The sequence below is a fragment of the Kitasatospora sp. NPDC059146 genome, from assembly GCF_042786665.1.
In the GTDB taxonomy this organism is placed as follows: Bacteria; Actinomycetota; Actinomycetes; order Streptomycetales; family Streptomycetaceae; genus Kitasatospora.
The window spans coordinates 49,436-74,129 of sequence record NZ_JBHZCY010000008.1 but is presented as its reverse complement, the minus strand read 5'-3'; the positions used below and the strand labels follow the sequence as shown (position 1 = coordinate 74,129).

Genomic DNA, 24,694 nt, shown 5'->3' with positions numbered 1-24,694 from the left:
CGCGAGCCCCGCCTCGGCCCCCCCCCGGGCCCGCCGCGCGCCCCGGGGGCGGGCCCGCCCGCGGGGGGCCGCCGGCCGGCGCGGTGCCCCGCGCCGCCACCGCCCTCGGGCCCGTCGGGGCCCTCAGGACCGTCGGGGCCGTCCGGGGGCGGTGCGGGTGGCTCCAGCGCGGGCAGCGGGCGGGGTCCGCGCAGGCCGTGGTGGCGTTCCCGGACGGGGCTGTCGGTCGCGGCCGGCGTGGTGGCGGCGGCCGTGGTGGCGACGGTGCTGATCGTCAACAACCAGGGCGGCAAGAACGAGGCCGTCCCGACCGCCAACGAGGTCGCCCTCCAGGCCCCGGCCGACCCCGGACCGGCGCCGTTCACCCCATCGGTGGAAACCCAGGGCATGAGCGCCCCGGCCCCCGCTCCCACCAGCACGGCGGCACAGCCGGGCGGCACCCCCAGAACCAGCTCCCCGGCCGTCCTGCACAGCGTGCAGGGCAACTCGGCGGGCCTGTACGGCGGGACGATGAGCCGGTCCAGCTGCGACACCGAACGGCTGATCGGCATGGTGTCCAGCGGTGACGCCGGACGGGCCTGGGCCTCGGCCGCGGGCATCGAACAGTCCGCGATCCCGTCCTACCTGCGCTCGCTGACCTCGGCCTACCTGCGGGTGGACACCCGGGTGACCAACCACAGCTACAAGAGCGGCGCCGTGGTGGAGTACCAGTCCGTGCTGCAGGCGGGCACGGCCGTCCTGGTGGACGCCCAGGGCGTGCCCCGGGTGCGCTGCGCCTGCGGCAACCCGTTGAAGCCGGCGGTGCTGGTGAGCAACGCCAAGTACACCGGGAAGGCCTGGACGGGCTTCGAGCCGACCACGCTGATCGTGGTGGTGCCGGCCCCGCAGCCGGTGACCGAGATCATCCTGGTGAACGTCGAGACGGGCGGCTGGTTCTCCCGGCTGACCGGTCGGATCGAGGTGGTGGACAAGCGCGTCGAGCCGCCGAAGCAACTGGTGCCGGGCGTTCCGCCGCCCGTGCCGTGGAAGCCCACGTCGCCGACGGCGACGGCCTCGACCTCGGGCACGACCTCTTCGGGCGCGACGTCCAGCGGGGCGACCTCGTCCGGTGCCACCTCCTCCGGCGCCACCAGCTCGGGTGCCACCTCCTCCGGAGCGACCTCGTCCGGCGCGACGGCCTCGACCTCCGGCGCCACCAGCTCCGGTGCGACGTCCTCCGGAGCCACCTCCTCCGGAGCGACGTCCGGCGGTACGACGTCCTCCGGCGCCTCCACCGGTACGGGCTCAGCCGCGGCCACCTCGTCGACCACGTCGGGCAGGCCGTCCGAGAGCACCGCGACGACGCACTCCTCGTCCGCCTCGACGCTCAGCGAGGCACCGACCAGCAAGACCACCACGACCGGGGCCGGCGCGACGGGCGAGGGCACCACGACCTCGGCCGGTGCCACCTCGGCCGGCGCCCAGACGGCGACGCCGATCTGCAAGCAGCCGGGACCGACGGGCACGGTCACGCCCTGCCCGCCCGCGACCCCCTGATCCCACCGCCCCGCCGCCCACTGCCCCACCGCCCCGCCGCCACCGGCCGTCTCGAACGCCGGTGGCGGTGGCACGTCTCAGGGCAGCAGCACCTTCGCGTCGTCCGGGCCGAGCGGCCGCCCGTCCGCCGAGCGCACCTCCACCGGGGCGACCGGGGCGCCCGAGGCGCGGTCGACCAGCCGGGCCCGGGGCTCGCCCTCGGCGAAGAACCAGTCGTCACCCCACTGCCGCAGCGCGGTGATCACCGGGAACAGCGCGCGGCCCTTCTCGGTGAGCAGGTACTCCTGGTAGGGGCTGCCGTCGGCGGCCGGGGCGAGTTCGAAGACGCCATTGGCGACCAGGTTGGTGAGCCGCGCCGACAGGATGTTCTTGGCCAGCCCCAGGTTCTTCTGGAACTGCCCGAAGCGGCGCAGCCCGTCGAAGGCGTCCCGGACGATCAGCAGCGTCCAGCCGTCGCCGACCACGTCGAGCGGGCGGGCGACCGGGCAGGTCGACTCCTCGTGCGTGGTGCGTTTCGGCACTCTTCCCACCTCTCGACCGGTCGGCGGCCAGCGTACCGCCGAACGTGTGGTTGCTTATTGAAACCAGGATATGCCAGGGTGACGCGGTAGCACTTTGAAACCACTGCTGCCCGTCGAGGGGTTCCCGCTCATGACCTCCCCCGCTCCCACCGGCCCACCCACCACCGACGCGACGCGCGCGGCCACGCCGCCGCGCGGCCTGTCACCGGCCGCGGCCTGGCTGCTCTCCGTCGCGTGCGGCCTGGCCGTCGCCAACGTCTACTACTCCCAGCCGCTGCTGGACCTGATCGCCCGGGACTACGGCATCGACCCGGCCACCATCGGCCTGGTCGGCACCCTCACCCAGGTCGGTTACGGGCTCGGCCTGCTGCTGCTCGTCCCGCTCGGCGACCACGTCGACCGCCGCGCCCTGACCACCGCCCAACTCGGCCTGTCCGTCCTCGCCCTGCTCGCCGTCGCCGTCGCACCCTCCGCTCCGCTGCTGCTGGCCGCGATGGCGGCCGTCGGGGTGCTGGCCGTCGTCGCCCAGGTCGTCGTCGCCCACTCCGCCTCGCTCGCCGCGCCCGGCGACCGGGGCCGGGTGGTCGGTACCGTCACCAGCGGCATCGTGGTCGGCATCCTGCTCGCGCGCACCGTCGCCGGGACGGTCGGCGACCTGGCCGGCTGGCGCGCCGTCTACCTCGCCTCCGCCGTCGCGACCGGCGCCATGGCCTTCGCCGTCGCGGCCGTCCTCCCGCCCGACCGCCGCGGCCCGACCGGGCGGATCCGCTACCTGCGGCTGGTCGGCTCGGTGTTCACGCTCTTCGCCGAGGAGAGCGTGCTGCGCGTGCGCGCCGTGCTCGCCCTGCTCACCTTCACCTCCGTCACCGTCCTGCTCACCCCGATGGTCCTCCCGCTCGCCGCGCCGCCCTTCGAGCTCAGCCACACCCGGATCGGCCTGTTCGGACTGGCCGGAGCCGCCGGGGCACTCGGCGCCGGGCGCGCGGGACGCCAGGCCGACCGCGGCCGCCGTCACGCCGAACGCACCGCCGGCCTCGGCCTGGTGGCCATGCTCGCCGCCTGGCTCCCGGCCGCGCTGCTGCCGCACTCGGTGTGGTGGCTGGTGCTCGCCGTGGTCGTCATCGACTACGGCCTCCAGTCCGTGCACGTGGTCAACCAGCACCTCCTCTACCAAGTCCGCCCCGAGGCCAGGAGCCGCCTGACCGCGGGCTACATGCTGCTGTACTCCGTCGGCTGCGGAGCGGGCGCGATCGCCTCCACCGTGGTGTACGACCACGGCGGCTGGAACGCCGTCTGCGCGCTCGGGGCCGCCACCAGCCTCGCCGCGCTCGCCTACTGGCGGGCCGGCAACAACGGTTGACGATCGCTCACAGCCCGGGCAGCGACGCCTACGTCACCGGCGGCACCGGCTCCAGGACCTCGCGCAGGGCGCGGATCCCCCGGCGCCACTCCCCGTCGGAGTCCGACTCGTCCCACAGCTCGGCCAGTTCGGACTCCTCCGCGACCACCCGGTCCAGCGCCGCCACCGCCAGCGCGCGCAGCTCGACGGGCAGCTCGGGTATCGGCTCGGCCGGGCCGTAGGCCGTCGTCACCGCCGTGCCGCCGGAGCACTGGGCGGCGACCAGCGCCGCCGCCGCGACGGCCTCCACGCCCTCGTCGTCGTCCAGGTACTCCGGCCCGCGGGCGGCGCGCTCCAGCGCCGCCCGGACGAGGCCCGCGCGCTCGCCCGGCGCGGCGTCGTCGAGGCCACCGGCGAAATCCGCCGCCGTGTCGTTGTCGAAAGGGCCGATGTCCCAGGTGCCCATGAGAATTCCCTCCGTGTTCGTGTGCAATGGATGCTGGCACGCCCCACTGACAATTCGCCCGGGCCCCGGAAATCCGCTGGTCAACCACGTGACGGTGCGGCAGGGTTCGCCCATGGACATTCAGGGACTGGACGAGGACGGGTACATCGCGCGGGAGGGCTCGCTGGAGCGCGTCCGGCCGGAGTTCGCGCCGGTGGTCGACGCCGCGCGGGCGCGGATCGCCGCCGCCTTCGGCCCGGACCGCCTGCACGGCGCCTACCTGTACGGCAGCATCCCGCGCGGCACCGCGCTCCCCGGCGTCTCCGACCTCGACCTGCTGCTCGCCCTGCACCGGGAGCCCACGCCCGACGACCGACGGGCGGCCGACGCCCTCGAAGCCGCCCTCGACGCGGACTTCCCGCAGGTCGACGGCGTCGGCGTGCTCCTGTTCGGCACCGGCACGCTGCTCAGCGAGCTGGAACGGCACGACCTGGGCTGGTTCGTCGCGTGCCTGTGCACCCCGCTGCTCGGCGAGGACCTCGCGGGGCGACTCCCCCGCTACCGTCCGGACTCCCTGCTCGCCCGCGAGACCAACGGCGACCTCGCGCTCGCCCTCCCCCGCTGGCGCGAGCGACTGGCCGCCGCCGATTCGGACGCCGAGCTCACCGCGCTGAGCCGCGCGGTCTCCCGTCGGCTCGTCCGCACCGGCTTCACCCTGGTCATGCCCCGCTGGGGCGGCTGGACCAGCGACCTCACCGTCTCCGCCGAGGCCTTCGCCGCCCACTACCCCGACCACGCGGACCGGATGCGCCTGGCCGCCGCCGTGGCCCGCACCCCCACCACCGACCGCGCGGTCCTGGCCGCCCTCATCGACGGGCTGGCCCCCTGGCTGGCCGCCGAGTACACCGCCGTCCACGGCGAGAAGGCCCCGCGCCCCTGACCGCCGTGCCGCCCGCACCCGGGCCATGATGCGCGGAGCAGCCCAAGGCAGGACACCACCGGACACGGAGCGAGCAGTGCTGAACCACCAGGACCACACGAACGGGGCGGAGCCGCGTGCCCTGCTGATCACCGGCACCGTCGGAGTCGGCAAGACCTCGGCCGCCGACGCGGTGGGCGACCTCCTCCAGGAGGCCGGTGTGCCGCACGCGGTCATGGACCTCGACCGGCTCTGCCAGGCGTGGCCCGCCCCCGAGGGCGACCCGTTCAACCTCGGTCTGCTGCTGCGCAACCTGCGCGCCCTGACCGCCAACTACCGGGACGCCGGGGTGCGCCGGTTCGTCCTGGCCGGGGTGGCCGAGAGCATCGCCCAGCGCGACGGCTACCGGGCCGCCCTCGGCATGCCGCTCCAGGTCTGCCGCCTGACGGCGGACCTCCCCGTCGTCCACGGCCGGCTCAGGCGCCGGCACGAGGCCGACAACGACCCCGGGTCCCTGCCCTGGCACCTGGAGCGCGCCGACGGGCTCCACCGGATCCTCGACCAGGCCGGCGTCGCGGACTTCACCGTCGACACCACCCGCCTGCCGCTCCCGGACGTCGCCTCCGCCGTGCTCAGGACGGCCGGTTGGGCCTGACCACTCGGGCCTGACCCGACGCACGACCCGACCCGACGCACGACCCGACCCGACGCACGACCCGACCCGACGCACGAGACGACCCGACGCACGAGACGACCCGACACCTGGCGCGTCCGGCGGGCGGCCCCACCGGACGCTCGTACCGCGGGTCAGTCCACGCAGGGGATCCCGCCGGCCTTCACCGCCGGCCCCTGCATCGGCAGCCCGGCGGCCGGGTCGGCGGAGCCGTCGGCCGGCGCGGGGGCGCCCGAGGCGGTCGCGGCCGGGGTGGGGGTCGCGGTCCGGGTCCCGGCGAGGGTGACCAGGACGTGGCCCGCCGGGACGGCCGAGGACGGGACGGCGGTGACGCCGTACCGGGCGGCGACCGCCTGGGCGTCGGCCTTGGCGCCGGTGCCGTAGCTCACGGTGGTGGTGCGGATCCGCGCGGGCGCGTCACCGATCCGGCCGGCCTGGTAGCCGAGGTCGACCAGCGCCTTGGACTCGGTGGCGGCGGCGCCCGCGCCCGCCGTCGCGTTGACGTCGACCACCGACTTGGGCGCGGCGCTGGGCGAAGGCGAGGGCGGGGCCGTCTCGCCCGGGGCGCCGCCGGGGGCCGCGGCCGGGGCGGCGGGCGCCGGTTCGCGGTTGAAGAGCTGCCGGACGATCTTCTTGATCAGGTCCGGGTTGACGGTGTTCACCTCCTGCCCGCCGACGGTCTTGAACCCGGTGATGGGCAGGGTGTTGAACTCGACGTTGCCACCGGTGAGGTTGGGCGCCTGCTGGGCGAAGTCGAGGATGTTCCACTCGTTGTCGATCACGACGTCCTTCTTCACCACCCCGAACAGCTTCTGCATCTGTCCGAAGTCGTTGAGGATGCCCTGCTGCTTGAGCTTGTACTCGACGGAGGAGATGAACGCCTGCTGCCGGTGGGTGCGGTCGAGGTCGCCGTTGGTGAGGTGGTGGCGCTGGCGGACGAAGGACAGTGCCTGGGCGGCGTTCAACGAGCTGATCCCGGCGGGCAGTTTGAGGCCGGTGCCGCCGCCCTCGTGCGCGGCGGTCCGGGCGATGATCGGATCGTCGACCGGGTGGTTGAGGCAGACCTGGATCGGTTCCACGGCCTTGGCGATGTCGTAGAAGCCGATCAGGTTGACCTCGGCGAAGTGGTCGATCGGGACGTCCAGGAAGCTCTGCACCGTCTGGATCGTGGCCGAGCGGCCGGCCTCCCGGCTCTGCCGTTCCAGATCCGCCTTGGAGAGGCCCTTGCCCGCGAGCTTCGACTCGGCGGCCTCCTTGGCGATGCCGTAGGCCTCCTTGATCTTGTGCATCTTGCCGTCGGCGCCGACGGTCTGCACGTAGTCGTCACGCGGGACGGACAGCGCGGTGACCTTCCCGCCGTTGGCCGGGATGTGCAGCACGATCAGGGCGTTGGTGTTGTAGCCGCCGATCTCGCTGGAGCCGGCGTGCAGTTCGTCCTCGACGAACTGCTTGGGCAGGTCGTTGCCGTCCATGTCCTTGCGGCTGTCGAGGCCGATCAGCAGCAGGTTGACGGACTTGTCCAGGTGCGGCGGGGCGTTCTTCTTCGCCTCGTTCAACGCACCGGACTTGATCATGCCGTCGTCCAGGCTGCGGTACTCGTACCAGGTGAAGCCGCTGGCGCCGAGCACGGCCACCGAGACGGCGCAGGCCAGGGTGCGGCCGGCCACGGTCAGCGGGGCGGGCCCCCGACGGGCGGCGGAGCCACGGCGCGGGGCCCGGCCGCGCGGGCGCTCGGTGTGGTCGGTGCTGTTCGTGCGGTTGGTGCGGTCAGCCACGGCGGCCCCGTCCGCTCGGGGCTCCGGCCCTGGGGGGCCGGCGGCGGTCCAGCACCGCACGCACCACGATCACCAGCAGCGCGACCGCCAGCGCCGTCGCCATCACCGGGAACGCCTCGACCACCCAGCGCACCGCGCCGGTGCCCAGGCCCTTGCCCCGGTACTTGTCGGGATCGGCCCCGTACTCGACGGCCGAGGCCGTCAGCAGCACCACCAGGGGGGTCCCGGTCAGCACCCACCAGCGGCCGCTCCGACTGCACAGCACGGCCGCGACGCCGGTGCCGAGCACCGCGCCGACCGCGAACAGGATGCCGACGCCGGGGCCGCCGAGTTCGTCGCCGATCCCGCCGAGCAGCGGCAGCCCGACCGCGGCGAGCGCGGCGACCGGTCCGCCGCGCCGACGGGCCTGCTGCCTGCGGCGCGAGGCCCCGGCGCGCTGGGCGCGGGCCTGCCCCGACGGGTCGGGGTCACCGCCGGCCGCGCGGGAGCGCTGGGCGGGCACGGCGGGGTCCTCGATGCGAGGTCCCGCGTCCTGGTACGGCGTTCTCGCCCGCTGGCCGGCCATGCGCACTTCCCTCGATCGTTTCGGCTGCGGCGGCGAGACCACGCCGCCCCTCGTGCCGGGACGCCATCCGTCCGCTGGCAATTCCCGCCGTCTACAGGCCTGTAGAGGCTGGTCTGGAGCATACAAACCCATTTCAGCAAAGTCACTCGCCGCCGTTCCGCAGCGGCGGACCGCCCGGCCGGCCCTCGTTAGGATGACCATGATCCCCGCCACGTCGGCACACCAACAGGAACGCACCAGAGGAGTAGAGCGTCACCATGTTTGAAAGTCTTAAGAACATCGCGGACAAGGCCACCGACCTCGCCCGCGAGCACAGCGACGTGCTCGGGCAAGGCCTGGAGAAGGTCGGCGACGTGATCGACGACCGCACGGACGGCAAGTACAGCGGGCAGATCGACACCGGCGTCGAGAAGGCGAAGGACTTCCTGCGCAACCTCGACGGCGACGCGAAGTCCGCCGAGTAGGACCGGCCGGGCCTCCCGCGGGGCACGAGCGACCGTACGACGGTCGAACTGGATGACGGGCGAACGGGGAGGGCCGACGGCGGTGAGCGAGGAGCAGAAAGGTCCGCGCTGGGGGCGCTGGATCGTGATCGGCGTCCTGGCGGCGGCCGGGTGGGGCATCGTCCGCAGCGGCGGCCACGAGCCCGGGGCCGCTTCGGCGGCGCCCTCGTCCTCCGCCGCCGCCCCGTCGTCCGGCGCCTCCGGTTCGGCGGGCGCCGGGTCAGGTGCCGACGCGGGAACCGGGTCGGGTGTCGGCGCGGGTGCTGGGTCGGGCGGGTCGTCGGCGGCCCCGTCGAAGCCCTCCGGCCGCTACGAGCCCGCCGACTACGCGGCGCCGGTGCGCCAGTACGCGGCCGAGGCCGGGGTCAACCCCCAGCTGCTGATGGCGATCCTCTACAACGAGGCGTACAAGCCGCACGACCCGGACTTCGAGCGGGCCTGGCAGCGCGGCAAGCCGGACGCCGCCTTCGGCATCGCCAACATGCACCGCGCCGCCTTCGACGACACCAAGCCGGGCCGCCCGTTCGCCTCCCGCCGCTGGGAGGAGCTGCCGGACGACCGCAACCTGGCCGTCCAGGCAGCCGCCTGGCACCTCCACGACCTCGCCGAACAGCTCCCCGCCAAGGTGGGCGCCCCGCTGAACAAGGACGAGCTGCTCGCCCTCGGCTACAACGCCGGGGCGGGCAACATGCTCGCCTTCGCCCGGGGCGTCAGGATCGGCCCGCAGGCGCAGTCCTACCTGGACCGCCTGCACGACAACTGGGCGAGGTCCGGCGAGGCCGTGAAGTAGCGGTTGCGGCCGGTCAGTTCGCGCCGAGCTGGGTGGCCCACTTGGCGCGCCAGGCGAGCGCGTCGGCGACGCCCTCGGCCAGGGTGCGCCGCGGCGACCAGTCGAGCAGCTCGCGGGCGGCGTCGACGGAGGCGTAGCAGCCGATCACGTCGCCCGGGCGCGGGCCGGCCTCACGGACGTCGAGCTTGCCGCCGACGGCCTGCTCGAAGGCGGCGACCAGCTCACGGACAGTGGTGCCCTCGCCCGTCCCGACGTTGATCGCCCGGAAGCGGTCGGCGGCGTCGGGGGCGATCACCTCGTCGAACCGGAGCAGCGCCGCGACGTGGGCCTCCGCCAGGTCCTGCACGTGGACGTAGTCGCGGATGCCGGAGCCGTCCCGGGTCGGCCAGTCGACGCCGGTGACGGTGAACGGGGTGCCCTCGGTGTGGGCCTCGATCAGCTTGCCGAGGGCGTGGCTGGGGTTGAGGTTCTGCAGGCCGGTGCGCAGCCGGGAGTCGGCACCGACCGGGTTGAAGTACCGCAGGGTGATGACCCGCTGCCGCTCGGCGCCCTCGCCCCGGGTCCAGTCCTGGAGCACCTGCTCCATCATCAGCTTGGTGCGCGCGTACGGGCTGTTCGCCTCCAGCGCGGAGTCCTCGTCGACCCGGCCGTCCGGGGTGGGCGCGTAGATCGAGGCGGAGCTGCTGAACACCACCCGGGTGCAGCCGTGGCGCTGGAGGGCGTCGAGCAGCTCGACGGTCTTGGCGACGTTCTCCCGGTAGTAGAACAGCGGCTTGGCCACCGACTCCGGGACGACGATCCTGGCCGCGCAGTGCACGGTGGCGTCGATGTCCGGGTGTTCGGTGAAGATCCGGTCCAGCAGGGCGGCGTCGGCGATGTCGCCCCCGTAGAAGACGCGGTTCTCCACGAACTCGGCGCGGCCCTTGGACAGGTCGTCCAGGACGACCGGGGTGATGCCCCGGTCGAGCAGGACCGAGGCCACCGTGCTGCCGATGAAGCCGGCACCGCCGGTGATCAGGACCTTCCTCATGCGCGGATGCTCCCTTGCGATCGGCCGGGCGTCCGGTGACGCCCGGTGATCGCTCAGACGTGCTTCGTGCGCCGCCGGTTCCCGGTTTGCCAGGGTGGCACGGATCACGGGTCGCCGACGGCCGGCCGGGGCGGCGCCGCGCTCCGGCCCGTCAGCGGCGGGCGCGTCCGCGCAGCCAGAAGCCGGTGCCGACCAGCAGCACGGCCGCGGTGGCGGTGCCGATGGCGGCCCAGGTGGTGGCGTCGTCGGTGGTCTCGTGGGCGGGCGCGGCGGTGGTGGCCGCCGCGGCCACCACGGTCGGGCCCGCGGTGGGCGTGGCGCCGGAGGCCGTGGCGGAGGGTCCGGTGGAGGCCGCGGCAGAGGGCGCGGCGGAGGCCGAGGAGTGGGCGGAGGCGGCCGCGTCCAGCGGCACCGGGTCGCTGATCGCCGCCGCCTCGACGTCGAGTTCGCGCTCGCCGTGGCCCAAGGAGGGGAAGGCGCAGTCGACGGAGATCTTCCAGTGCCCGGCGGGCAGCAGCTCCCGGGTGGTGTACGTACCCGGGCGGCCCGGCACGGCGACCAGCCGCCAGGGGCCGACGGTCCGGCCGTCGGCGGCGGTCGCGGAGAGCGTGCCGGCGAACTCCTCGGTGACCGGGTCGTGGTCGTTCTCCCAGGTGGCGACGGTGCTGACCCGGCCGTTCTGCTGGCCGGTCACGTCCAGGTGGACGGTGTCACCGTGGGCGGCGGCGGGTGCGGCGGCGGGCAGGACGGAGACGGCGGCGAGGGCGAGGGAGGCGAGCAGCGGGCGAGTGCGGGTTCGCATGTCGGGCGGTCCTCGGCGGTGGGGGTGAGGGTAGGTGGAGCAGCGGTGCCGGGTGCGGCCGCCATCCGGTGGTGGCGGCCGCACCCGCTGTGCGGGATCGTACGGGCCGTGCGGGATCGTACGGGGCCGTACGGGTAGTACGGGGTGGTGCGGGATCGTGCGGTCGTACCGGGCTACGAGGTCTTCAGCAGCGACCAGTTCTGGTACGGCCGGCCGTTCGGCTGCTGCAACTCCAGCAGCCAACCACCGTAGTACCAACGGTCGCTGAGCCCGAGCACCAGGCCGGTCCCGTCGGCGGTGAGGGTGAACCCGCCCTCGGCCGCGTTGAGTTGCCACTTCTGCTCAGCGGTGTCGGAGCACGGCTGCTGCGCCACGTACTGCCCGGCCACCGGGGTGCCGCCGAGCTGCAGGCACTTGCCCGAGCGCGTGGACTTGATCCGCAGCGCACCGTTGCCGGCGTCCTCGAACTGCCACTTCTGGTTGGCGTAGCCGGTGCGCTGGTAGCCGATCGCCACGGTGCCGTCGTTCATCGAGCTGCCCCACAGGTCGGCGGCCTGGCCGGTGAGGCCGTTGACCATGCTGTAGTGGGTGCCGGGCTGCGGGCGGCCGGTGTCGGCGAGGGTGCGGAAGTTCGCCGCGCGGCCGGGCTTGCCGACCGTTCCGGCGGCGTCGCGGACGGCGACGGCCACGGTGTAGCCGGTCCCGGGGGCCAACCGGACCACGCCGACCACGGTCGAGCTGACGGTACCGATGGTCCGGCCGTTCAGCTGGACGTCGTAACCGGCGGCGCCGGGAACGGGGCTCCAGCTCAGCACGACCGAGTTCTGGGTGATCTGACTGGTCGTCACATCGGGACCGGCGCCACCCGGGGCCGGGGTCCTGGTCGGCGACGGGGAGCCGGTGGGCGTGGCGGTGGGGCCGCCGGTCGGCGTCGGGGACGGCGAGGGCGTGCGGGTGGGCGTGCCCGTGGGGGTCGGACCCGTGCCGGTCGGGGTCGGGGTCGGCCCGGTGGCGGTCGGGGTCGGCGTGGGGTTCGGCCCGGTCCCGCCGCCGTTGCCCGCGATGAGGAAGCGGTTGTTCGCGACGTTCCAGTGCGTGGCCAGGTAACTACCGGGTGCCGGAGAGGTGTTGTAGTAGTCGTCGTGGTTGCAGTCGAGCCGGTCGTCGTGCGCGCGGTCCGGGCAGGCGATCCGCATCTGCGGGTAGTACGGGGCGTCCGAGTAGCACATGATGTCCCACTCGTCCGTGCAGTGACCGGCCTTGCTGGAGTTGGGCGCGCTGTTGTTCACCGCGCCCAGGTTGTGGCCGAGTTCGTGCGCGGCGGTGGTTCCGCTCCAGCAGCCGGAGTCGGTCCGGCCGTACGAGGGGCCGAAGTTGCTGAGGTTGTCCTGGCCCGGGCGCTCGTCACCGGCGAAGGTGCCGATCCCGCAGTACACCTTGGCGTCGGTGAACATCATGTACTTGCGGTCCTTGCGGTTGAACCCCTGCGCGGCCAGGGCGCGGTTGCTCGCGTTGAAGTCCTGGATCTCGGAGTCGGAGATCTGCACGTTCAACACCGAGGCGGTGCAGTCGGGTTCGGTGACGAAGCGGACGTGCCGCACGCCGCCGGTCTCGGCGGCGCTGGCGTCGTAGATGACGTCGACGTCCGCGGCCCACTTCTTGAAGGAGGACAGGTACTGGGCGAACCGGTCGTTGCCGGGGGTGTGCACGTACACCACCTGGACGCGGTTGCCGCTGCTGCCGTCACCCTCGCAGACCAGGCCCGCTCCGGCGCCCGGGGCGGCCGCGGGCGGGGCGGCGTCCTGCGCTGCGGAGCCCTGGCCGGCCTCGCCGAGCAGCGCCTTCTGGGTGGCGTCGAGGACGGGCGCGCCGCCCTTCAACAGATCGGCCGTGGAGGGCGGTTGGGCGCCGGCGGGCGGAGTGAGCGCGGGTACCCGGGCGGCCTGGGCGGCGACCGGCGGAACGTCCTTGCGGATGTCCACGTCCTTGGGCGGCGCGTCCGGGCCGTGGCTGCACTGGGCGCTGCCGGTGACCTCCAGCATGTTGCCGCAGCGGTCACTGGTCGGCAGGGTCAACCCCGCGTAGACCAGGCCGCGGTCGGGCTGGTCCTTGGGTATCGCCTTGGGCGGGGCGGCCTTCTCGTCCCGCTTCGGGGCGGGCGCCCTGGTGGCGCCCTCGGCGGTGCCCGTCTCGCCCGGGCCACCGTCGTCCGCGACCGCGTCGAGCGGCGCGTCCGCCGCCGTGACGGTACTGCGCATCGCCCCGGGCTCCAGCGCGGTGCGCAGGCCCAGGGTGCCCGCGACCAGTCCGGCCGCGACCGCCACGGCGACCAGGGCGCTCCTGCGGGTGAACCTGCGGCGCCTGCGCCGGCGGAGTTCGCTGCTCCGGTGTCCCATCGCGTTCCTTTCCTCGTGCGACGGCCCGGACCCTGTGGTGAGGGGTCCGAACCTTCCGACACGAGGGAGAGCCGGTGGAACGGCGGGGAATAACAGAAACCTCTTGCGAAAGTCCCCGGCCCGTTCGAGGCGAGGCCGAGCGGACGGGGAACGGCAGGCGGGGCCCGGCGGCCCGGGCGGCGAAGTGCCGGGGAGCGCACTCGGGGGGTACGCGCTCCCCGGCACGGGGTGGTGGCGGCCACCCGGCCGGAACCCTCGGGGTCTGCGCCCCGGCGGGCCGTGTCGAATGCTAGACCTCCCGCCGGGAGCTGGCCAGCGCCCCGAACGGGGAGGTTTCCGCCCCGGACATGCCATCGCCATACGGGGTATGACGATCCGTCACTTGACTCACTACAGACCCCGGGCCGGCCCTCACCCCGGCCCTCACCCCGGCCCTCAGGCCGCGACCCCGACCCGGGCCGGACCACCGACCGCCGGTCCGCTCGCCACCCCCACCGCACCGCAACCGCCGTGCAACCGGGCCAGCCCGGCGGCGAGCACGGCCCGGTCCCCGGCGAGCCACACCCGCAGCGCGGCGGAGAGCGCGGCACTGGCCGGGCCCGCCGACGGGCCGCCGGTGCGCACCAGCCGCTCGCCGAGCAACGGCAGCAGGTCCGCGACCGGCGCGGGCAGCCAGAGGGTGACCGCACAGGGCGCGGGCCGGGCCAGGACCCGCAGCAGCGGCAGCACCGAACCGTCGTCGTGCAGCGAGGGGATGACCTCCAGGAGCCCGTCGACCGCGACACCGGAGACGTCGCCGCCGTGGCCGCGCGCGAGGTCCCGCAGCAGCGCCCGCTCGGCGGCGGTGATCCGGACGGTCAGCATGACCTCGTCATCGCAGTCCATGGTCCCGTTCCCCTGTCGTGGAGTTGGTGGCGTCTGGAGGGTGGTGGAGCCCGGCGGGAGGTGCGGTCCGACGGGCGGTCCGGCCCGGCGGGCGGCCGAACCTCGCGGATCAATCGCGCGCCGAGGGCATTCCTGCCCCGCGACCGCCCTCCGCTACCGGCGTTATCAGGCCGTAGTGCCCGTCGTAGCGGCGGTAGAGCACCCGGGCGCGGCCGTCCTCGGGGCCGGTGTGGCAGACGAACGGGCGCCCGGTGAGCCAGAGCCGGCGGGCCGCCTCGGCGAGGTCGAGCACCGGCAGCGCGTCGCCGCCGGCGGGCCAGGGCTCGACCGCGCCGCTCAGCGGGCAGCGGTGGACCAGGCCGTCCCGTCCGGTGTCGGCGTCCAGGAACAGGTGGAACCGCCGGTCCAGGAGCAGCAGTTCGCGGGCCGCCTGCGCCTGGGTGCGGCGGGCGGGCACGACCGCCTTGTGCCGGGCGATCCGCCGCCGGGCGAGCGGCCGGTCGGCCCACTGCGGCCGGTAGGCGCACTCGTGCACGGCGGCCAGACCGATGTCGCCCAGTTCGCGCAGCCGGGACACCCGGCCGGCCAGGGTGCCGAGCACCAGGTCGACGGCCTCCCGGGCGGTGCCGGCGGCCAGCTGGACCCGGACCGGGCCGGTGCCGTCCAGCTCGACGTCGGCCTGGGCGAGCGCGGGCCGGGTGAGCATGCGATCGCGGGCCCGGGTGAGCCGCAGCCGCAGTCCGTGGACGTCGGGGCCCAGGAGCACCGCGGTGTCCTGCGCCCGGCTCCGGGCGTACTCGGCGTCCTCGCGCGGCAGCTCGCCGCGGATCTCCACCCGGACGTCGAGGGCGGGCCGGTGGCGCAGACGGGTCATCAGGTTCCTCCTTCTCCACCCACCATGCTGGCGTCCCCGCCACCGTGCGGCGAGGGTCCAAAGACCCTCCCGCCGGGGCCCGGTACGGGCCACCGCGTGGACGGCATCGACGCAGGTCAGGGCAACGGAAGCGGGCCGCTTCGACACCGGGCGGAGGACCGGGCGAGGGTCGGACGAAGGACCGGGCAAGGACCGGGCGAGGGCCGGATGACGGACCGGGCCGAGGGCCGCCCCGGGGGCCGGGCGGCAGGCCTGACGGACGGACGGGCGCAGCGCCGACACGATGATCGTCCGTTGGAGTGATCCGGGCGCGTTCGGCGCAACGCCCGTCGCACCGGCGCGTTTCCCATGGCGTGCGCCCTCCGCCCCTGGCGCACGCGGGTTCCGCGCTCGTCGGCCCCCGCCACCCGGCCGGCCGGCCGGTGCCTTCCCCCGGTACCGCCCGCACCGGCCCCTCTGGTGAGAGGAAGTGTCATGACCCTGCCGACCAACGCCCTGCTGGCAGAGACACGGAAACGGATCGTCCCCCCGAGAACCACGCCACCCCCCGCACCCGCCACCCGAGCCGCCGTCCCGCCGCTCGCCCCCGGCGCCCTGCCCGGCCTCGGCCACGCGGCCGCCCTGCTGCGCGACCCGCTCGGCTTCCTCGGTTCGCTGGCCCGCCACGGCGGCGTGGTCCGGATCCGGCTCGGGCCCCGCACCGTCTGCGTGGTGACCGACGCCCGGCTGGTCCACACCCTGCTCGTCGCCCTCGCCCACGACTGCCCGCGCGGCGCCGTCCAGGACACCCTCAGGACCGCCTTCGGCGACGGCCTGCTGATGTCCGAGGGACAGGCGCACCGCGACCGCCGCCGGATCATCCAACCCGCCTTCGCCCCCGACCGGACGGCCGGCTACCTGGCCGTGATGCACCAGGTCACCGAGGAACGGGCCAGCCGCTGGCGCGCCGGCCAAGTCCTCGACGTGGCCAAGGAGATGAACCACCTCGCGCTGGAGATCGTCACCCGCTCGCTGTTCGACGCCCGGCTCAGCGAGGACGCCACCCTCGCCTTCCACCGGGCGCTGCCCGACCTGGTGAAGGGCCAGATCGTCCAGTCCCTCTACCCTCACCCCGCCCTCGCCCGGCTCCCGCTGCCCGTCAACCGGCGCTTCGACGCCGCCGTCCGGGTGCTCAACCGGGTGGTCGACCAGGCCGTCAACGGCCGCCCCGGACGCGCCCGGCCCGACCAGCGCGGCGGCACCCTGCCGGCCCTGCTGCGCGCCGCCACCGACCCGGCCACCGGCCGTCCGCTCACCGAGGCCGACGTCCGCTCCGAGGCCATCACCATGTTCGGCGCCGGCACCGAGACCGTCTCCACCACGCTCACCTGGCTGCTCGACGAACTCCTGCGCCACCCCGAGGTGGAGGCCCGGGTCCTGGCCGAACTGGACGAGCACCTGCCCGCCGGCACCACCCCCACCCCCGAGGCGCTCGCCCGGCTCACGTACACCCGCGGCGTCACCCAGGAGGTGGTGCGGCTGCACGCCCCCAACGCCTTCCTGATGCGCACCGCCCGGGTGCCCGTCGACCTCGGCCCGTACCGGATCCCGGCCGGGACCGAGCTGCTGTACAGCCTCACCGCGCTGCACCGCGACCCGCTGAGCTACGACGACCCGTCGAGCTTCCGGCCCGAGCGCTGGCAGGACGGCGGCGGGCTCGGGCGACCGTCCTTCCTGCCCTTCGGGGCGGGCAAGCATAAGTGCATCGGCGAGGCCTTCGCCTGGGCCGAGCTGACCGTCGCGGCCGCCGCGATCCTGCGCCGCTGGCGGCCGGTGGCGGTGCCGGGGTCGCGGGCCCGGGAGGTGGTGTGGACCACCGTCCAGGCCCACGGCCTGCGGGTCCGGCTGGTGCCGCGCGGCTCCGCCGTACCGAGCGCCGCCGCCTCCGCCCCGGCAGGGCGGGACGTGGCGGCGGACGCTGCGGTCACCGCAAGCACCACAGGCCTCGCACCGGCCGGGGCCGGCACGGACCGGCCGCACTCCGCCGGCTGTCCGCTCACCGGCACCGCGGCCCGCCCCGGCGCGCCCGCCGCCGTGCCCCTCCCCCGGCCGCCCGCCGAACTGCGCGCCGCCGCCGACCGGCACGCCGACTGGGCGGTCCGCCACGGCCTGCTCGCCCCCACCGAGCTCCCCGACTACCGGGCCTACGCCCTGCACGAGCTGATCGGCCACGCCTTCCCCCGCGCCCGGGGCACCGACCTGGACCTGCTGGTGGACATGCTGGGCTGGTTCACCGTCCTGGACGACCGCTTCGACGGCCCGCCCGGGCGCCGGCCCGCCGAGGCCCACGCGCTGGTCGACCCGCTGATCTCCGCCCTCGACGGCGACGCCCGCCCCGCGGCACCGGGCGACCTGCTCCTCACCGCCTGGCAGGAGCTCTGGGACCGTCAGCGCCGGTCCACCTCCCCCGACTGGCGCGCCCGGGCGGCCCGCGAGTGGCGCGCCTGCCTGGCCACCTTCCCCGCCGAGGCCGAACACCGCGCCCGCGGCACCGTTCCCGCCCTGGGCCTCGGCCTGGCCGACACCATGCGGCTGCGCCGCCACGGCAGCTGCGTCTACCCGTTCATGAACATACTGGAACGGGTCCACGGCGCCGACGCCCCCGCCGCCCTGCACGCGGAACCCGCACTGCACCGCCTGCGCGCCAACACCGCCGACGCCGCGACGCTGATCAACGACCTCTACTCGCTGGAGCGGGAGGAACGGCAGAGCGCCGCCGCGTTCAACACCGTCCTCACCCTCCAGCGGGTCCGCGGCTGCACCCGCAGCCGGGCCGTGCGCGCGGTGCGCACCCGGGTCGGCACCCTGCACCGGGAGAACGAGCGGCTGCGCCGCGACCTGGGCCGCCGCCACCCGGCGGGGCGCTGGTACCTGGACGGCACCCGGGAGTTGGTGGCCGGCGTCCAGGCCTGGACCAGCACCAGCGACCGCTACCTGGTACCGGGCGACCGCGCTCGCTGACGGGCGTCGCGGCCGGGCGTCGCGGCCGGGCCGGACGGCTACTTGCGGTCGCCGAGGGCGAACAGCAGCAGGACGAAGCCCGCGAACAGGTGGGTGGCGAAGATGTAGATGCCGGCGCGGATCAGCATCGCCTTGCGGCGGCGCTTCTCCTCGCCGGTGCTGTCGGCACTGTTGGCGCTGTCGCCCATCGGGCTGTTCTCCTCGGGTCGGTCACGGTCACGGTCGCCCGCCGGTGGGCGCGAAGCTGCAGGCTGCCGGCTGCGGACTCAGCGGGGCGACCGGCCACCGGCGGCGCGCAGCTCGGTGAGCAGCGCCCCCTGGTCGGTGATCAGCTCGGTCAGGATCCGCCGCGCCGCGCTGAGCAGCTCGGCGACGTCCGGGGTGCTGAGCGCGTACACCACCGTGTTGCCCTCGCGGGTGGCCGTGACCAGCTGGGTGCGGCGCAGCACCGCGAGCTGCTGGGAGAGGTTGGACGGCTCGATACCGATCTCCGCCAGCAGCTCGCGCACCGGCCGGGGGCCGTCCTGGAGCAGTTCCAGGACCCGGATCCGGACGGGGTGGCCGAGGGTGCGGAAGAACTCCGCCTTCGCCTGGTACAGCGGGACCGGCATGGCCCGTTCCCTCCCTCGATCCGGCTCGGTGGCGGCCTGGTCGCCCGGCCGGGCGGGGTCCGTGCCACGGCCGGTAGGCATCATCGCCACAGATGAAGATTTCTTCAAGTCGTCACAGTGGAAGGTGACCTCTCCCACATCGACGGCCGGATCGGGACGGCGAAGGGCCGGACCCGGGACGCTGCCAACTCCCGGGCCCGGCAGTCTGGATGACGAGCCGTCAGCAGCCTACAGGCACATCGACGGTGACCGGGGCCGGTCCCCGCAAGCTCCCCTCCACCGCGAAGGAGGCGTGCACGACCGACCCGCAGGGCACGGTGGCACCGACCCCGTCCACCCGGACCGTGCTGACCCTGAACTCGGTGCGCCCGGCCACCGCACCGAGCGGGCCGACGCCGGCCAGATCGGCCGACAGCCGGGTGACCAGCGCCTGCGGCGCCGGCGGCCACGGCGTTCCCGGCGAGGGCGGGCCGGCCAGCCCGATCAGGCCGTACAGCACGACGGCGTCACCGGTGACGTCCGCGCAGACCCTGGTGGACAGTCCGGCCTGGAGGCCGGAGTGCCCGCAGGTGGTGACGGTGGCGGACTCCTGCCCGGCGGCGGCCGCCGGCAGCGGCGCGCCCAGCAGCGCGACGGCACCGGCCGCGCCTGCCGCGATCCGGGTGATGCGGGTAGCGCGGGTGATGCGGTTCATGGCTCCTCCTTCGGAGGGTGTGAGGAATGAACGCGTGGGACGGGGATCGAGCAGTGTGTCATGGCACATGTGACATTTCATGCTTGCCTTGACTGCAACTCTGCCATGCGAATCAAACCCCCAAGTGCGACTTCCCCTTCGAACCAATGCCTCCGACCGAAAGCACGCCTACGATGGCGTGTTCCCATCCGGCACGGCGAACCCCCGCACCTCGCCGGGCGTCGGCCCGTTGAACCCGGGATGAACCGTTGGCCCGGCGGCCGGACCGAGCAGCGGGGCCGCCCGGTCGGCCGCCCTGACTGCCCTGGCCGCGCGGGCCGCGCGGGCCGCCGTCAGCCGAGGTCCTCCCGCAGCGCGTCCACCCGGGCGACGGCCTCCGTGAAGGCCGCGCGGTCGAGGCCGCCGGAGTCCAGGGCGGCCGCCAGGGCGGTGGTGGCGTCCTCACCCTGCTGGGGGTCGCGGGCGGAGCAGAGGATCAGGTCCATCCCGGCCGCCGCGGCGGCGACGGCACGCGGGCCGGTCGGACCGTACGGCGTGAGGGCGTCGGCTTCCAGGGCGTCGGTGACGGTGACGCCGTCGAAGCCCAGGCGCTCACGGAGTTCGCCCTGGACCACGGTGGGCGACAGCCCGGCCGGGCGGTCCGGGTCCAGCGCCGGGTAGACCGCCCAGGAGGCCATCACCATCCGCACGCCCGCGGCGATGGCGGCCCGGTACGGGGCCTCGTCGCGGGAGCGCAGCCGGTCCAGCGGGACGGGGAGGGTGACGGGGCGGGCGTCGGTGTTCTCGTCCCGGGCCGCCGCGCCCAGGCCGGGGAAGTGCTTGGCGGTGGCCGCCACGCCCCGGCTCTGCTGCTCGGCGAGGAAGGCGCTGCCCAACGCACCCACCGTGGACGGGTCCTGGCCGTAGGAGCGCTCGTAGCGGTCGATGAAGTTGCCCGGGGTTTCGTAGACGTCGAGCACCGGGGCGAGGTTGACGTTCAACCCGGCGTCGCCGAGCGTTCCGGCAGCCCCGGCGCCGGAGTCCACGGCGGCGGCGAACGGATCCGGGGCCGTCCCGGTGCGGCGGGCGGAGAGCTCCGGCGCCCCCGGCAGCCGGCGCACCTTGCCGCCCTCCTGGTCGGTCATCAGCAGCAGCGGGCGCGCGTCCGGGGCCTCGGCGGCGGCCTGCTTCAACGCGGCCACCGCCTCGGCCAGTTGCTCCGGACCGGTGACGTTCTCACCGAACAGGATGACCCCGGCCGCCCGGCCCTCCCGGATCGCCCGCAGCACCCCGGGCGGCGGGGTCGGGCCGGGGTAGGAGAGCACGATGCGCCGGCCCGCGAGTTGACGCGCGTCCTGGTGCCGTCCGGTCATCGCCGGGTTCCTCTCGTCGGGGAGCCCTCTCCCGCGCGTCACCGACCCGGCGGGGACGGGGCCGAGCACGGCCGCCACCACCAGCACCACCGACGTCAACCGGGCGATCCGCCGTAACGGGGCCATCCGTCCCTCCAGGGTCAGCATCGGCATACGGTCCGTCAGCGTACCCAGGAACCCGCCGGACGGCAGCCCGCACACCACCGGCCCCGCCACCGGCACCGGCACCGGGGCCGGGCCCCCGTTGGCCCCCGGCCGCGTGCGGTGGGCCTCAGACGGCGTGCTCGACGAACTCGCCGCAGTCGTGGAAGCCCAGACGGCGGTAGACCGGCCGGCCTTCCGCCGAGGCCTGGAGGACGGCGATCCGGTGCCCGTGGGCGCGGGCCGTCGCCAGGGCGGCGAGGGTGACGGCGCCGCCGTAGCCGCGTCGGCGGTGGGCGGCCAGCGTGGCGATGTTGTAGATCCCGGCGACCCCCGCGTGCAGGAGGACCTCGGCCGAGCAGACCGGCCGGTCGTCGACGTAGCCGACCAGGTAGCGGGCCGGACAGTCGTCGGCGAGTGCCGACTCCGCCGCACGGGTGAAGAACCGCCGCACGGTGGCGGCCGGCGGGTCCCAGTTCGCGGCCACGACCGAGGCGTGGTCGGCGAGGCCTTCGGGTGTGGTCACGGCGCGGATGTCGAGCCCGGTGACGTGCTCGGGCGGTGGGGCGTCGTCCAGGAGCGCCCACATGGCCGTCTCCCGCTCGGACGCCTCCAGGCCTGCGGCGCTCAGGCGGGCGGACAGGTCCGCCGGGGTCGAGGCCGGGCCGACCCACCACGAGAACGGGCGCCCCCTGGCGGCCAGGTCCCGGACGGTGTCGGCGATCCGCGCGTCGGCGGTGTCGGGCGGAAGCGGGCCAGGGCGACGATGTTGAAGGTGTCGTCGTCGAGGCCGCTGTCGGCGACCGTCAGGTCGTCCGCGTCGGCGACGGTCATGCCCGCGGTACGGCGGTGCAGGTGACAGGCGTGCTCGGCCAGGTTCCGCTCCATCCTGGCCAGCAGGTCGGCTCGCTCCGGTGCAGCGGGTTTCGTCGTCCTCATGGTGGTCGATTCGATCACGCAGGAGCCGGGCGGGCACCCGAATTGCGGCCGGCCGAGGCCCGGCGGACCAACTCCCCCAGGACGGCGATGCCTTCGGCGATGTCGCCCGGCGGGCCGGCCGCGTAGCCGAGCACCAGACCGGGCGGGAACGGCAGGCGGGCGTGCCAGGACAGGGGCTGGACCTTGACGCCGCAGGCGAGCGCCGCGGTGGCCAACTCCACGTCACTGCATCCGAGTTGCTCCGGCAGGGTGAGCATCAGGTGCAGCCCGGCGGCCGCGCCGTGCACGGTCGCGGCGGGGAGGTGGGTACGGACGGCGGCGATCATCGCGTCCCGGCGGCGACGGTGGCGGCGCCGCAACAGCCGCAGGTGGCGCTCCAGTTCACCGGATTCCATCAGCCGGGCGAGCACCAGTTGGGGCAGCACCGGGTTGCCGAGGTCCGCGAAGCGCTTGGCGTCGAGGACGGCCGCACGCAGCGGCGGCGGCACCAGCAGCCAGCCGGTGCGCAGCGCCGGGGCGAGCAGTTTGGAGGTGCTGCCCGCGTAGCAGACCCGGTCGGGCAGTTCGGCCCGCAGCGCGGGGACGGGCGGGCGGTCGTAACGGTGCTCGGCGTCGTAGTCGTCCTCGACGACCAGACCGCCCTCGCCCGCCCAGCGCAGGAGTTCACGGCGCCGCTCGCCGCCGAGGACGACACCGGTCGGGTACTGGTGGGCGGGGGTGAGCAGCACGGCGGGGGCGCCGGTGGCGCGCAGCGCGTCGACCCGGATGCCCTCGGCGTCCACCGGGACGGGCGGGGTGGCGGCGAGCCAGTGGGCGAGGTGCTGGCGGGCGCCGAGGGAGCCCGGATCCTCGACCGCGACCTCGGTGATGCCCATCCGGCCGAAGGCCCGGCCGAGCAGTGCGAGCGACTGGGCCGTCCCGGCGACCACGAGCACCTCCTCCGGGTCGGCGCGGATGCCCCGGTTGCGGGCGAGCCAGTGGGCGACGGCCTGCCGCAGGGCGGGGGTGCCGCGGACGTCCCCGTAGCCGAGGTCGGCCGCGGCGAGGCCGTCGAGGACGGCCCGTTCGGCCCGCAGCCAGGCGGCGCGGGGGAACGCGGCGAGGTCGGGCACGCCGGGGGTGAGGTCGATCCGGGCGGGGGTGGCGCGCAGGTGGTCGAACACCTCGGGGTCGGGGTCGTCCCGGAACAGCGCGGGTGCCGGGCGGGCCGGCACAGCGGCGGAAACCGCGCTGGGAACCTCGGTGGGAACCGCGGCCGGCGGCAACGCGACCACGACCGTCCCGCCCCGGCCCCGCCCGGCGAGCTGCCCCGCCTCGGCGAGCCGCCGGTAGGCATCGGTCACCACGCCCCGGGAGACGCCGAGTTCGGCCGCGAGCACCCGACTGGCGGGCAGTCGGGTGCCGGCGGGCAGCAGCCCGTCGGCGACGGCCTCGCGCAACCGGCGGGCCAGCCAGTCGGTGAGGCCGCCCGGCGGGGCCTCGGCGGCATCGAGCTGGAGGAAGTCGACACCGGTCTCCCCGACCTCCCCGGCCGGTCCGGCCTCTTTGGACCTGTCGTTCGCGGCGGCTTTGGACCTGTTCACCGGTCCATACTGACGCGAGGGTTGAGCCATGACCACCGAGACGACCCCGCTCCCCGCCACCCCGTACGTCCACGGCTACTCCGACACCGAGGCGCAGCGCCTCGGCGACCAGGCCGACACCCTCGCCGAGCTGCTGCACTCGGGCACCGCCTACCCGGCGGGCAGCCGGGTGCTGGAGGCGGGCTGCGGGGTGGGGGCGCAGACGGCGCACCTGCTCGCCACCAGCCCGGGCGTGCTGCTCACGGCGGCGGACGTCTCCGCGCGGTCGCTGGACCAGGCCCGGGCCCGGATCGCCGCCGCGGCGCCGGCCGCCCAGGTCACCTGGCACCACGGCGACCTCCACCGACTGCCCTTCCCGGACGGCGCGTTCGACCACGTCTTCCTGTGCTTCGTACTGGAGCACCTGCCCGACCCGACGGCCGGGCTGGCCGCGCTGCGGCGGGTGCTGCGGCCGGGCGGCACGATCACGGTGATCGAGGGCGACCACGGCTCGGCCTTCTTCCACCCGGAGACCCCGGCGGCCCGCCGCACCGTCGACCACCTGGTCCGGCTCCAGGCCGGGGCGGGCGGCGACGCCCTGGTGGGGCGCCGGCTGCACCCGCTGCTGACGGCGGCCGGGTTCGCGGACGTGACGGTCCGCCCGCGGACGGTCTACGCCGACGACGGCCGCCCGGCCCTGGTGGAGGGCTTCACCCGGCGGACCTTCGTCCCGATGGTCGAGGCCGTCCGGCCCGAGGCCCTGGCCGCCGGGCTCACCACCCCGGAGGCCTTCGACCGCGGCATCGCCGACCTGCGCCGGGCGGCCGAACCGGGCGGGACCTTGCACTACACCTTCTTCAAGGCGGTCGCGGTCAACCCCTGACGCGTACGGGGTCGGCGCCTACCACCAGCCGCCACAGCCGCTGGAGTCGCAGGCACGCAGGTAGACCTCATAGGCGCCCTTGTAGGAGTACTGCTTCCCGAACGTGACCTTCTTCTGCTCCAGGCCGCCGGACTCCCAGCTGATCCGCACCTCGACCCAGACACTGCCGCTCCGCGTCAACCAGGCGAACTGACCGTTGTAGCCCTTGTGCCCGTCACCCGTCCAGGACTTCTCGACTCCGGCCTTGAAGCCCTTCGGGGACCACAGGTTCACGTCCGCCCCACTCTTCGGGGCGGCAGCGGCCGTACCGGCACCGACCGCCGCTGTCAGGGCGGCGGAAGCGAGCACGAGCACCGCGTCGCGCATACGCATCGGAACGATCTCCTTCCGGACATGTCTCGCCTTCGGTGCAATGGTCCCGGAACAGCTCCCGGGAGCGTCACTCCGAAATCGGCCAGT

The 24,694-nt window shown here is 74.9% G+C and carries 23 protein-coding genes and 1 pseudogene; 8 read left to right on the top strand and 16 right to left on the bottom strand.

The annotated features are described in order from the left end of the window. Positions 1-252 precede the first annotated feature (252 nt). Positions 253-1,536: a DUF6777 domain-containing protein gene (locus tag ACFXPX_RS05445; RefSeq protein ID WP_380639626.1), complete on the top strand. Its 1,284-nt coding sequence runs from the start codon at positions 253-255 to the stop codon at positions 1,534-1,536. Positions 1,537-1,613: 77 nt separating this feature from the next. Here the strand turns inward: ACFXPX_RS05445 and ACFXPX_RS05440 are convergent, their stop codons facing one another. Then, a complete protein-coding gene (locus tag ACFXPX_RS05440; RefSeq protein ID WP_380526412.1) occupies positions 1,614-2,057 on the bottom strand; it encodes a winged helix-turn-helix transcriptional regulator in 444 nt (147 codons plus the stop codon). Positions 2,058-2,187: 130 nt separating this feature from the next. On the opposite strand from ACFXPX_RS05440, the gene ACFXPX_RS05435 reads away from it, so the two are divergent. Further along, positions 2,188-3,417, top strand: coding sequence for an MFS transporter (locus ACFXPX_RS05435; protein ID WP_380526410.1), 1,230 nt, complete (start codon positions 2,188-2,190; stop codon positions 3,415-3,417). Positions 3,418-3,445: 28 nt separating this feature from the next. Here the strand turns inward: ACFXPX_RS05435 and ACFXPX_RS05430 are convergent, their stop codons facing one another. Beyond that, positions 3,446-3,862, bottom strand: coding sequence for a DUF4259 domain-containing protein (locus ACFXPX_RS05430; RefSeq protein ID WP_380526408.1), 417 nt, complete (start codon positions 3,860-3,862; stop codon positions 3,446-3,448). Positions 3,863-3,974: 112 nt separating this feature from the next. Between ACFXPX_RS05430 and ACFXPX_RS05425 the strand changes: the two genes are divergently transcribed. Both ACFXPX_RS05425 and ACFXPX_RS05420 read left to right on the top strand, forming a co-directional pair. Then, a complete protein-coding gene (locus ACFXPX_RS05425) occupies positions 3,975-4,781 on the top strand; it encodes a nucleotidyltransferase domain-containing protein (RefSeq protein WP_380526406.1) in 807 nt (268 codons plus the stop codon). Between the two features lie 76 nt (positions 4,782-4,857). Next, a complete protein-coding gene (locus ACFXPX_RS05420) occupies positions 4,858-5,415 on the top strand; it encodes a hypothetical protein (protein ID WP_380526404.1) in 558 nt (185 codons plus the stop codon). A gap of 152 nt (positions 5,416-5,567) precedes the next feature. Here the strand turns inward: ACFXPX_RS05420 and ACFXPX_RS05415 are convergent, their stop codons facing one another. Then, positions 5,568-7,208, bottom strand: a complete 1,641-nt coding sequence (locus ACFXPX_RS05415; RefSeq protein WP_380526402.1) for an LCP family protein — start codon at positions 7,206-7,208, stop codon at positions 5,568-5,570. After that, positions 7,201-7,773: a DUF6542 domain-containing protein gene (locus ACFXPX_RS05410; RefSeq protein ID WP_380639624.1), complete on the bottom strand. Its 573-nt coding sequence runs from the start codon at positions 7,771-7,773 to the stop codon at positions 7,201-7,203. Before ACFXPX_RS05410 ends, ACFXPX_RS05415 begins: the two co-directional genes overlap by 8 nt. A 257-nt stretch (positions 7,774-8,030) precedes the next feature. Here ACFXPX_RS05410 and ACFXPX_RS05405 point away from each other — a divergent pair, with 257 nt between their 5' ends. Beyond that, the gene (locus ACFXPX_RS05405) at positions 8,031-8,237 is read left to right on the top strand and encodes an antitoxin (protein WP_360240392.1); all 207 of its coding nucleotides are present in this window, start codon (positions 8,031-8,033) and stop codon (positions 8,235-8,237) included. Positions 8,238-8,319: 82 nt separating this feature from the next. Next, entirely contained in the window at positions 8,320-9,066 is a 747-nt protein-coding gene (locus ACFXPX_RS05400) for a lytic transglycosylase domain-containing protein (RefSeq protein ID WP_380639622.1), read from the top strand. 13 nt (positions 9,067-9,079) lie between these two features. Here ACFXPX_RS05400 and galE read toward each other — a convergent pair whose 3' ends face one another. The 5 genes from galE to ACFXPX_RS05375 all read right to left on the bottom strand — a co-directional run bounded on the left by galE (position 9,080) and on the right by ACFXPX_RS05375 (position 15,053). Continuing rightward, positions 9,080-10,096 carry a UDP-glucose 4-epimerase GalE gene (gene galE / locus ACFXPX_RS05395; protein WP_380526398.1) on the bottom strand — a complete coding sequence of 339 codons (1,017 nt, stop codon included), beginning with the start codon at positions 10,094-10,096 and terminating at the stop codon, positions 9,080-9,082. A gap of 151 nt (positions 10,097-10,247) precedes the next feature. Continuing rightward, positions 10,248-10,898: a hypothetical protein gene (locus ACFXPX_RS05390; protein WP_380591043.1), complete on the bottom strand. Its 651-nt coding sequence runs from the start codon at positions 10,896-10,898 to the stop codon at positions 10,248-10,250. Between the two features lie 173 nt (positions 10,899-11,071). Beyond that, positions 11,072-13,294, bottom strand: a complete 2,223-nt coding sequence (locus tag ACFXPX_RS05385) for an RICIN domain-containing protein (protein ID WP_380639620.1) — start codon at positions 13,292-13,294, stop codon at positions 11,072-11,074. A 435-nt stretch (positions 13,295-13,729) separates the two neighbouring features. Further along, positions 13,730-14,179, bottom strand: coding sequence for a hypothetical protein (locus ACFXPX_RS05380; RefSeq protein WP_375886857.1), 450 nt, complete (start codon positions 14,177-14,179; stop codon positions 13,730-13,732). Positions 14,180-14,288: 109 nt separating this feature from the next. Further along, positions 14,289-15,053: a sigma 54 modulation/S30EA ribosomal C-terminal domain-containing protein gene (locus ACFXPX_RS05375; RefSeq protein WP_380639618.1), complete on the bottom strand. Its 765-nt coding sequence runs from the start codon at positions 15,051-15,053 to the stop codon at positions 14,289-14,291. A 474-nt stretch (positions 15,054-15,527) separates the two neighbouring features. Here ACFXPX_RS05375 and ACFXPX_RS05370 point away from each other — a divergent pair, with 474 nt between their 5' ends. Further along, positions 15,528-18,053 carry a cytochrome P450 gene (locus ACFXPX_RS05370; protein WP_380639616.1) on the top strand — a complete coding sequence of 842 codons (2,526 nt, stop codon included), beginning with the start codon at positions 15,528-15,530 and terminating at the stop codon, positions 18,051-18,053. A 38-nt stretch (positions 18,054-18,091) separates the two neighbouring features. Here the strand turns inward: ACFXPX_RS05370 and ACFXPX_RS05365 are convergent, their stop codons facing one another. The 6 genes and pseudogenes from ACFXPX_RS05365 to ACFXPX_RS05340 form a co-directional block, all read right to left on the bottom strand. Continuing rightward, entirely contained in the window at positions 18,092-18,241 is a 150-nt protein-coding gene (locus ACFXPX_RS05365) for a DUF6126 family protein (protein ID WP_375886849.1), read from the bottom strand. A 78-nt stretch (positions 18,242-18,319) separates the two neighbouring features. Continuing rightward, positions 18,320-18,664 carry an ArsR/SmtB family transcription factor gene (locus tag ACFXPX_RS05360; protein ID WP_375886846.1) on the bottom strand — a complete coding sequence of 115 codons (345 nt, stop codon included), beginning with the start codon at positions 18,662-18,664 and terminating at the stop codon, positions 18,320-18,322. 220 nt (positions 18,665-18,884) lie between these two features. Next, positions 18,885-19,358 carry a hypothetical protein gene (locus ACFXPX_RS05355; protein WP_380639614.1) on the bottom strand — a complete coding sequence of 158 codons (474 nt, stop codon included), beginning with the start codon at positions 19,356-19,358 and terminating at the stop codon, positions 18,885-18,887. A gap of 332 nt (positions 19,359-19,690) precedes the next feature. After that, positions 19,691-20,857, bottom strand: a complete 1,167-nt coding sequence (locus tag ACFXPX_RS05350) for a glycoside hydrolase family 3 N-terminal domain-containing protein (RefSeq protein WP_380639612.1) — start codon at positions 20,855-20,857, stop codon at positions 19,691-19,693. Positions 20,858-20,981: 124 nt separating this feature from the next. After that, positions 20,982-21,739 (bottom strand): annotated as a pseudogene (locus tag ACFXPX_RS05345) (GNAT family N-acetyltransferase). A gap of 65 nt (positions 21,740-21,804) precedes the next feature. Continuing rightward, positions 21,805-23,373: a PLP-dependent aminotransferase family protein gene (locus ACFXPX_RS05340; protein WP_380591062.1), complete on the bottom strand. Its 1,569-nt coding sequence runs from the start codon at positions 23,371-23,373 to the stop codon at positions 21,805-21,807. A gap of 28 nt (positions 23,374-23,401) precedes the next feature. On the opposite strand from ACFXPX_RS05340, the gene ACFXPX_RS05335 reads away from it, so the two are divergent. Next, positions 23,402-24,235 carry a methyltransferase domain-containing protein gene (locus tag ACFXPX_RS05335; protein ID WP_380529983.1) on the top strand — a complete coding sequence of 278 codons (834 nt, stop codon included), beginning with the start codon at positions 23,402-23,404 and terminating at the stop codon, positions 24,233-24,235. Between the two features lie 18 nt (positions 24,236-24,253). Here the strand turns inward: ACFXPX_RS05335 and ACFXPX_RS05330 are convergent, their stop codons facing one another. After that, positions 24,254-24,607: a hypothetical protein gene (locus ACFXPX_RS05330; RefSeq protein WP_380529985.1), complete on the bottom strand. Its 354-nt coding sequence runs from the start codon at positions 24,605-24,607 to the stop codon at positions 24,254-24,256. Positions 24,608-24,694 lie beyond the last annotated feature (87 nt).